The organism is Celeribacter persicus (assembly GCF_003050785.1).
Taxonomy (GTDB): domain Bacteria; phylum Pseudomonadota; class Alphaproteobacteria; order Rhodobacterales; family Rhodobacteraceae; genus Celeribacter; species Celeribacter persicus.
Genome location: NZ_QAOH01000003.1, coordinates 313432 through 322680 on the forward strand (window position 1 = coordinate 313432; position 9249 = coordinate 322680).

The following is a 9249-nucleotide window of genomic DNA, read 5'->3' on the forward strand; positions in this document are numbered from 1 at the left end:
ACAGGGTAAGTCGCGCATGGTTTACAAAGCGTGTACAAACACGATTGGGTAGTGGGTCAGTTCAACAAAGCATCCAAAGCGTCTCGCGTTTTCTGGCTGGATGAAATCATGTCACGTACAGAGGAAAGCGAGGGAGGACTCTCTTCGCCTGTTTCCTCTGCCAGCGTGTTTTGCTGGACAATTTCGGCCAATTGAGACATTTCCGGCACGTTCGAACGCTCCAGCCTGCTCCAGTCTGCCGCGATGATCGACAACGCGTCGCTTTCCACACCGGGTTCGAGACCGTCCAGAGCCCGCAGGGCGCTTTCGGCATCGTTCAGATAGAAATGGGCTTTGGCGGTGAGACGCTTACCCTCTTCATCCTCAAGCTGAGACGCATATCGCAGCGCGGCTTCCGGCTCACCGATTCCGAGAAACGCTTCTGCCAGAACACGCTTGGCCTCGTCACCGTCCTGTGTCGCATATCCGGCCATCAGCTCCAGCGTCTCTTTGAAAAAGCCGGCGCTCAACAGGCGCTTTGCTCCTTCCAAACGAGCCACATCCGACAGGTTCATATGTGAAATTTCATTTATGTGACCCAACATGACTTTCGAAAATCGCGTCGTATCGGCATCGCGAGAGAGGACCAGAAGCGCGTCTGAAAGCAAAGCGTCCTGTTTTTCGTTTGAGACATTCGCCGACTGATCCAAAAGCTGGCGCATGGCGATGTCCGCATCTCCGGAATGAATGCGCGCCAGAATGGCGGCATTCTGCAACTGCACTTCGTAAGGACTTCCACGATACTCAACGGCCATGACCTCAGCCGTTTCTGCCGTTTTCCGATCAATTGCCTGACCAGCCTGCGCTTTTGTCGCAATCAATCTGACAAGTGCTTCCGCTGCATTGAGGCCATCTTCGAGCACGATATCTTCCAGCTTGGTCACACCACTTGCCAAATCGCCGTCTGCGAGAGTCAGTTCAGCGTCAAGCAGGGAAAATGCGTCGCCATGATCGCCACCTGCGCGCGCAATCGCATTCTGGATGTACTGCGCCGTTTTCTCGTCTCCGATGGCCAAAAAACGCTCGGAAAGGGTCGGTCCCAAATGTCGTCGCAGATGAATGGGCAGGGCCGAGAAAGTCGCACGCACACTGTCGAGATTATAGTTTTCCCATGTGCTTAATTGCTTCTTCACCATGACCGACCAGAATGCCACCGGCCCCTCACAATGGAATTGATATTTCAAGCGCCCGGGTCGGTCAGAGTAGCCCTGATCCATGATGTCCGCCATTGCCCTGAGAACGTCTTCGCCATCGGCATACACACCGAAATTCGTCATGACGGCCTTGGCCTCCGCCCCGAAGGTCAGGAAGATGTAATATCGGGAAAGGCGTTGAATCCCCTCCGGATCGGGTTGGTCAAACTCTCCAAGAGTCGCCGCGCGCAATATTGCAAGCTGCAATCCCTCATCCGGGGGTTTCCCCCAATTTGAAATGTCAACATATTGATTTTTAATGCATATATTTCCATCCACATCTGTAGCCTGCGCTTCAGTCCGATTGGCGCTCTCCCGATCTATGGAAGACTGAATCCGGATGTGGCTTCGCTCTGCCGTTGATGCAACAACTTCGGGTTGGGGAGGGGAAAGCTCCGTTTTCTCCCCCCTGCCTTGATATGCATTCGCCTCTTCAACCACCCGCTCTGTCGAAGACACATCCGCGTCCAGCAATCCCTGAGACACAGCGCGCCCGATTTGTTCGATCAATTCACGCTCAAGTTTGTCCACTCTCTCGGACCGCGGGTCTGACAATTCGGCATCGTCAGGCAATAACAACATGGGCTGCTCTACATCGTTCGCAGCCCCCGGAATGATGATCGGCAGCTCCAGAGGTTTCACTTCAACAAGAGTGTCATTGTGCGGGATACCCATATGCTCTTGACCGTCCGCCGCCAGCAAAGCTTCGGATGCGGAAGCTGACACGGGGGACGGTTCCGCAGGTTCAATCTCTGAATTCTCGGCGGAATCTTTCGAAACCTCTGAAAGCTTTTGCTCGAAAACGGAGGCCGCCTCAGGCGCACCATCCTTGATGTCGATGACAATCCGTCCGGCCCGCAACTCGAAGACGTCTGCGTGAACATTTTCACGGACCGACACGATCAAACGGGAGTCTGACCCATTTACAGAGACGATCCGCGTCTGGGGGATTTTGCTGAAAACGATCTTGGCGTCGAATTCCACGTCCGCATCCGGAACGCGGAACTCGTATTCATTGCCGGACCGGCCAAACTCCCAGGTCACAACCGAAGGAAATTGCATTACGAGGCGCGAAAATCCGGCATGTTCCCCCGACCGCACTTCGATCACTTCAGCACGAAGCCCCTGCGGAAAAGCCACCAACAAGGCCAGAAGAATGAGAAACCGGATCATGCCGCCTCCGACTTCACCTCTTTCAAGGCTTCTTCAAGATCGGAAAAACTCGGACGGTAGTGACCGGGGGTATTCTGACGTCCCACTTCGATGCAAATGTTCGTTGCGTGATTATACAGGTTCGCGACGAGGACTTCGCGGATCAGTTGATAAAAATGTCCGTCCTCCTCGATCACGTCTTTCATTTTGCCGGCGAAAGGCCCCACGATCCCATAAGCCAGAAACACCCCAAGGAATGTCCCGACAAGCGCACCGCCAATCATTTTCCCAAGAATTTCGGGGGGCTGGTCAATCGAAGCCATGGTCTTGATCACACCCAGCACAGCCGCAACGATGCCGAGCGCAGGCAGACCGTCACTAACCGCCGCCATCGCATGAGAGGAATGCAGCGCGTGATGCAGGTTCGCTTCGAGACGTTTTTCCAACACTTCCTCGACCTGATGCGGATCGTCGTAATTCATGGAGGCGGACCGCAATGTGTCGCAGATCAGCGAGGCCGCTTCCTTGTCGGCAAGAATTTTCGGGTATTTCGTGAAAATCGACGAATTCTCAGGAGCTTCGATGTGTTCCTCAAGACCGACAGGGTTTTGCCGCGCCAGACGAATCAATTCGAACAACAGGCACAAAAGATCCTTGTAATCCTCGGGTTTCCACTTCGGTCCCTTGAACACCTTTCCGATGTCCTTGAGCGTGTGTTTGATCCCGGACATATCGTTGGAAATCACGAAGGCCCCGACAGCCGCGCCACCGATCATCATGAATTCGAACGGAAGCGATTTCAGGATGATCCCGAGCTTGCCTCCGGCCGCAATATAGCCACCGAACACCATCACGAAGATCAGCAAAATCCCGACGATACCGATCATTTTCTTGTTTCCTCATCGTTGGGGACCAAACAGGTGCAGGCTGCCACAAACCTCTTAAGAAAGTTTGCTCACCCCGATACTCGCCCTATTCGCTCGGCGCTTTGGCGTTGCGTCCGGCCAGAATGACAGAAACCGTGTAGGCCGTTTCAGGTGTCAGGCCCGCCATAACGGCACCGGCCGCATCCGAGCGCATACGCCCGAGGAAACCGGCCGCGAATTCCGGTGACATGGCCTCAAACAAGGCTGCCGCCTCTTTCGGTTTCATAGACTCATAGACCGCCGTCAGCTTGGCCAGATCGCCCTCTGCCGCAGTCTGGGATCGCGTCATGGTCGCCTCCAGCCGTGCCTCCGCCTCCTCTAGAGCCGACAGGTTCTGCATCACCTCGGTGCGCGCCAACTCGACCGCTTTCATTTTCTGGGCCAGCATGAGTTCCCGTTCGCCGACATCTTTTTCCCGCCTGAGCAGCGCTTCGAGGAGAGCGGAGGTTTCGGCATCGGTTTTACACAACTCCGACGGTCCACCCGATTCTTCCGAAACATCCTCATAGGTCAGTTCCGACATTTCGCGTGCAATCGCGGCACCGGTTCCGGACATGAGACGAACGACTGCGGAGGCCAGAAAAATAAAGGCAATGAGCCAAAGTGCTCCACGTCCGGGACGACGTTTGCCTCTGGCTTTTTTCGGGGCTTGCTGCGGGGGGGGAGACATTGTTTGTGTCATTCAGCGGCCTCCACTCGGCGTCGCTGGCTCAGAAACAGCGTTTCGCCACCATCCTCAACCTCCTCCCTGGCCTCCGACACAGAGGAGGGTTGGGCATTGCCTGAGGGCTCAGAAACAGTCGGCAGATCATGCATCGACGCAATCAACAATTCGAGGCGACGCGACACATCTTCGGCACGTTGCGTCAGTTCCTCGAGTTTGACGGCGGACGCGCCCGCCGTTTTCTGGGCACGAGTCAGAGTTTTCGTCATATCGTCCACCTGGGCGGACAAAACGGCAATCGCGCCACCAACCCCTTTTTCAAGATCAGTGAAACGACCGAGCCTACGTGCCAGAACCACACAGTAGATAGCCACGGCCACTGTGCCGGCGATCATAAGCATATCAGCAATCAGTTCCATCTCCGGCTCCTCAGTTGATCACGAATTCCATAATCAGAACGTCCTTCACCCGGTTTTCCCCGGCCACAATCTGAAGACGCCTCAGCATTTGCGCCCGCAAACGCACCAATGCGGACGGGTTTTCCAGTTCCGCCACATCGACCGCGCGCAGATAGCCATTCAGCACGTCCACAACGCGGGGCAACAAAGTGATCACCTCCTGCTCATATTGTGCGGGCACTTCGAGCTGAGCCTGAAACCGCAAATGACGGGCCCGCCCCGAAAGGTCGATCAAGTTCACGATCAGCGGTTCGACAGACACGAAAGCCACATTGGGCAAAGGCGCCATGGCTTCTTCTTCCAATGCGGCCAGATCCTCCTCGGCATGGACCTCATCAGGCGCAAACAGCATACCGGTATAAACGGCAAAAAATCCGCCCCCGCCCAGAACCACCATCAAGACCACACCGAGAATGAGGGACAGTCTCGACTTTTTCTTCGGTTCTTCTTCCAGCTGTTCTTCTTCAGCCATTGGTCCAATCCAGAAAAAATTTTCCGAATCTGTTTTAGCCCGAAGGTAGCTAACCGATTATTAAGGCTGATCGGACATTTCTAGGAACAGACGGGGGCAGAAGCCCGCACATCCAAGGAGTGTCGTCTTGCAACAGATCCTTTCTGTCTGGTCCAACCTCGACCCCAAACGCCGTATCATCGTGATTGGCGCGACCGTTCTCATGTTCGCCGCCATTATCGGCCTGTCGCGCATTGCCGCGAAACCTTCGATGTCCCTGCTCTATTCCGGTTTGGAATCAGGTGCGGCGGGTGAAGTCGTCCAGTCGCTCGAAGCGCAGGGCATCGTCTATGAGATACGTGGAGGCGCAATTTTCGTGCCCGCCAATCAGCGTGATGAATTGCGAATGACGTTGGCCTCTGAGGGATTGCCCGCGAATTCTACCGGCGGGTATGAACTGCTCGACTCACTGTCGGAATTCGGCACGACGTCGCAAATGTTCGATGCCGCCTATTGGCGCGCGAAAGAGGGCGAACTGGCCCGCACCATCGTGTCCTCTTCGCAGATTCGCGCCGCCCGGGTGCATATCGCCAACCCCTCCGCCCAACCTTTCAAACGCCAGATCGCCGCATCCGCCTCGGTCACAGTCACCGCCGTCAGCGGCGCCATTTCCACCGATCAGGCCAAGGCCTTCCGCTATCTCGTCTCCTCTGCCGTGGCAGGTCTTGCGCCCGAAGATGTCTCCATCATCGACGGGCGCAACGGTATCGTGGTGTCGGGTGACGAGGCGGAAACCGGAAATGGTACGAGCACCGATCGGGCCGATGAATTGCGCCAGAATGTGCAGCGTCTTCTCGAAGCCCGCGTCGGGGCCGGCAAGGCCGTAGTCGAGTTGTCCGTGGAGACGGTGACCGACCAAGAATCCATCGTCGAGCGTCATTTCGATCCGGAAAGCCGTATCGCGATCAGTTCGGAAACCGAGGAGCGTAGTAATTATTCGCAGGACACGGGCGGTGGCTCTGTCACGGTCGCTTCCAACCTGCCCGACGGGGCCGGTGCCGGAGGCAATGATTCCAGTTCGAGCAACAGCGAAACCCGTGAACGGGTGAATTACGAAGTGTCTGAAACACGGCGTGAAATTCAACGTGGCCCCGGGGCGATCAAACGCCTCACCGTCGCCGTTCTGGTCGATGGGATCCGCACACTCAATCCCGAAACCCAGGAGGTGGCCTGGGCACCCCGGAGCACCGAGGAACTTGAGGCTCTGCGCGATCTCGTCGCCTCCGCCATCGGTTTCGATGAAGCGCGCGGCGATCAGATCACCCTCAAAACCATGGAGTTCGAACCCATTGCCGTTGAAGGTACGGAGGCACAAAGCTCCCTGATATCAGCCATGAGCATTGATCTGATGTCTCTGATCCAGCTTGCGGTTCTGGCGGTGGTGTCGCTTGTGCTCGGGTTGTTCGTTCTGCGCCCGCTACTGGCAAAATCTGCGGTTGCTCTGCCTGCTCCTTCTGCCCCTGACGTACAGAATGAATTCAGCAACAGGCCCGCAACATTTCCGGTTCCGGATCTCCCGCGTTCCGCTACTCCGGCACTGAACGGAGAGATCGACACCGGCGGGTTTGAGGTGCCCGCCATGGGAGTCGTGTCCGACTTCGATTTTGGGGGCGACGAGATCGGCATGCCAACGGATCCTGTCAAACGGCTCAGGAAACTCATCGAGGACCGTCAGGAAGAGACGGTTGAAATTCTGCGGAGCTGGATGGAAGACACTGAGGAGAATGCCTGATGAGAGCTCTGTTTCCGCTTGAGGATTTCGGGGTCACGCCCCGTCCCAAACCACAGGCAAAGCCGAAAACCGATCCCCTCGCGGAACCTGTCCTCCCGCCGAAGCCCTCAACGGAAGAGATCGAAGCCAGTCGTATGGCCGCTTATGAGCAGGGCTATAAGGCCGGTTGGGACGATGCCGTGCGCGCCGAAACGGATGATCAGTCCCGCATCGGTGTCGAATTCGCGCGCAACCTGCAGGATCTGGGGTTCACCTTCCACGAAGCGCGTTCGCACATCATGAAAGCGCTTGAGCCCTTGCTGACCGAGATGGTGAGCAAAGTGCTCCCGCAACTCGTGTCACAAACGCTGGGGCAAACGATTCTCGAAGAATTGCTGCCGATGGCCGAAGCGGCCTCTGACGCACCGATCCAGATCGTTGTTTCAACGGCATCACGTCCGGCAATTCAGCATCTCGTTGACGGCTCGTTAACCATTCCGCTCGAAATCATAGAGGAACCGAGCCTCGCCGAAGGACAGGTTTATCTGCGGATGGGCGAGCTTGAGAAAAAGATCGATATGGACGCCACCGTGGAAAAAATCGGCCAGGCGATCAAGGCAGTCTATGCATTGAACAAGGAGGCCATGAAACATGGTTGATCATACGGAAGACAGCGCGGCGAACCCGTTTTTTCAGGTTCCGATCGAAATCACGATCTCCGTCGGCAAGGCCCGCCCACTGGTCAAGGATTTGTTGAAACTGCAAAGTGACAGCATCCTGCCGCTCGACCGCAATGTCGAAGACCCGGTCGAGCTTTACATCGGGGACAAGCTGATCGCACGCGGTGAGTTGCAGGAGGTCGAAGGCGGGCAACCCGGCCAGCTTGCCGTGCGTCTGACCGAGGTCGCCGATCTGAAAAACGGTTTGTAACCCGAGATGCGACCGTTTCTTTTCCTGTTGCTCGTGGGCGCATTGGTCATGGGACTGACCGACGCCGCTGTCGCGCAAGACATCATGCTTGATCTTGGCGACGACGGATCGCTCTCCGCCCGCTCGATCCAGTTGCTCCTGCTGATCACCGTGCTCAGCATCGTGCCCGGCATTGCGATCACGCTGACTTGCTTTCCGTTCATCGTGACGGTGCTGTCGATCCTGCGACAAGCCATCGGTTTGCAACAATCGCCGCCGAACATGCTCATGGTCAGTCTGGCGATGTTCCTGACCTATTTCGTGATGGAGCCAGTTTTCGTGGAAAGCTGGACGAGCGGCGTGCAGCCCTATGTGAACAATGAGATCGAGTTTGACGAGGCGTTTCGCCTGAGCATGAATCCGTTTCGTGGCTTCATGTCGAACCGAACCGACGCGGAAACCTTTGCCGAGTTGCAGGATTTGCGTCCGGATTTTGCCAATGGCGACGGCCTCACCCGCGACGCACCGCTGTCTCTCCTGATCCCATCCTTCCTACTCTCGGAAATCCAACGTGCCTTCCAGATCGGCTTTCTCATCTTCCTGCCTTTCCTGATCATCGACCTGGTGGTGTCCGCGATCCTGATGTCCATGGGCATGATGATGGTGCCTCCCGCCATCGTCTCCCTGCCCTTCAAGCTGGCCTTTTTCGTGGTCTCCGATGGTTGGGCGCTGCTTTCCAGCGCTCTGGTTCGCAGTTACTTCTGATCACGCCCGCTCGACATCAAAAGAAACCGCGCGAGAGCCATTTCTTACGCGGTTTCTTTATGCACTCGCCTTTGTGATCCGGGGCGCGAGGAAAGATTACCCCCTCAACGCACCACGAATTCAGCGTGCAACGCTCCTGCGGCTTTGATGCTCTTCAGAATGTCGATCATATCCCGCGGCGACACACCCAAGGCGTTCAGCCCAGCGATAACTTCGGAGAGGGAGGTGCCCTCGTGAACCTCCGCCAGACCGATCCCCGGTTCTTCCTCAATTGCGGCGCGGGTGCGCGGAATGACGACCGTTCCACCCGCAGAGAAGGGATTGGGCTGGACCACAAGCGGCTCTTCCTCAATGCGCAGAGTAAGATTACCCTGGCTGACCGCCACCCGGGAGATCCGGACATCCTCTCCCATGACGATGGTGCCGGAGCGCTGATCGACAACCACGCGCGCCTTGCGCTCCGGTTGCACTGAAATGTTCTCGACACGACCCAAGGCATGCGCCGGAGACAGCTCCTTCGTCGCTTTGATGTCGAGGATAACCGTCCCGGCATCAAGCATGCGCGATACCACACGTCCGAAATCCCGATTGATTGCGTTTTCGATCCGCTCAGCCGTCGTGAAATCCGGATTTCTCAGGGCCAGTCGTACCGACTTCAATTGCGTGAAATCGAAGTCGATCTCCCGTTCGACGCGTGCACCCGAGGGGATCACCCCCGATGTCGGCACGCCTTGCACGACAGAGGCTCCATCCCCTTCCGCCGAAGCCCCCCCGGCGATGATCGTTCCCTGCGCAACGGCGTAAATCTGTCCATCCGGCGCATTCATGAGAACGGCGGTGCAAAATTAGACCACGGTAGCGCCGTCGTATTGACGGTGCGGGCGGCGTAAAAGTCGTCCACTTTTTCCCTTCTTGCGGCAG

At 56.7% G+C, this 9249-nt stretch carries 9 protein-coding genes and 1 pseudogene; 4 read left to right on the plus strand and 6 right to left on the minus strand.

Translation table 11 applies throughout. From position 1 onward, the window contains the following. Positions 1–56 precede the first annotated feature (56 nt). From C8N42_RS06260 to C8N42_RS06280, 5 genes are all read right to left on the minus strand, one after another. The gene (locus C8N42_RS06260) at positions 57–2405 is read right to left on the minus strand and encodes a hypothetical protein (RefSeq protein WP_107815686.1); all 2349 of its coding nucleotides are present in this window, start codon (positions 2403–2405) and stop codon (positions 57–59) included. Further along, positions 2402–3271 (minus strand): flagellar motor stator protein MotA, encoded by an 870-nt coding sequence (motA, locus tag C8N42_RS06265; RefSeq protein ID WP_107815687.1) that lies wholly within the window; start codon positions 3269–3271, stop codon positions 2402–2404. Before motA ends, C8N42_RS06260 begins: the two co-directional genes overlap by 4 nt. A gap of 85 nt (positions 3272–3356) precedes the next feature. Beyond that, the gene (locus C8N42_RS06270) at positions 3357–3980 is read right to left on the minus strand and encodes a MotE family protein (RefSeq protein WP_107815688.1); all 624 of its coding nucleotides are present in this window, start codon (positions 3978–3980) and stop codon (positions 3357–3359) included. 8 nt (positions 3981–3988) lie between these two features. After that, positions 3989–4393, minus strand: coding sequence for a hypothetical protein (locus C8N42_RS06275; protein WP_107815689.1), 405 nt, complete (start codon positions 4391–4393; stop codon positions 3989–3991). A gap of 10 nt (positions 4394–4403) precedes the next feature. Continuing rightward, positions 4404–4904 carry a flagellar basal body-associated FliL family protein gene (locus C8N42_RS06280; protein WP_107815690.1) on the minus strand — a complete coding sequence of 167 codons (501 nt, stop codon included), beginning with the start codon at positions 4902–4904 and terminating at the stop codon, positions 4404–4406. A gap of 127 nt (positions 4905–5031) precedes the next feature. On the opposite strand from C8N42_RS06280, the gene fliF reads away from it, so the two are divergent. From fliF to fliP, 4 genes are read left to right on the plus strand one after another with little or no spacing between them, the layout of a single operon-like run. Continuing rightward, complete coding sequence (fliF, locus tag C8N42_RS06285; protein ID WP_107815691.1) at positions 5032–6675, plus strand: flagellar basal-body MS-ring/collar protein FliF; 1644 nt, start codon at positions 5032–5034, stop codon at positions 6673–6675. Next, positions 6675–7313, plus strand: a complete 639-nt coding sequence (locus C8N42_RS06290; RefSeq protein ID WP_107815692.1) for a FliH/SctL family protein — start codon at positions 6675–6677, stop codon at positions 7311–7313. The genes fliF and C8N42_RS06290 overlap by 1 nt, the downstream gene beginning before the upstream one ends. Beyond that, on the plus strand, positions 7306–7584 hold the full coding sequence (locus C8N42_RS06295; protein ID WP_107815693.1) for a FliM/FliN family flagellar motor switch protein: 279 nt from the start codon (positions 7306–7308) through the stop codon (positions 7582–7584). The genes C8N42_RS06290 and C8N42_RS06295 overlap by 8 nt, the downstream gene beginning before the upstream one ends. Positions 7585–7590: 6 nt before the next feature. After that, positions 7591–8328, plus strand: a complete 738-nt coding sequence (gene fliP / locus C8N42_RS06300; RefSeq protein ID WP_107815694.1) for a flagellar type III secretion system pore protein FliP — start codon at positions 7591–7593, stop codon at positions 8326–8328. Between the two features lie 104 nt (positions 8329–8432). Here fliP and C8N42_RS06305 read toward each other — a convergent pair. Beyond that, a pseudogene (locus C8N42_RS06305) lies at positions 8433–9155 on the minus strand (flagellar basal body P-ring protein FlgI); the annotation flags it as partial. Positions 9156–9249: the final 94 nt, after the last annotated feature.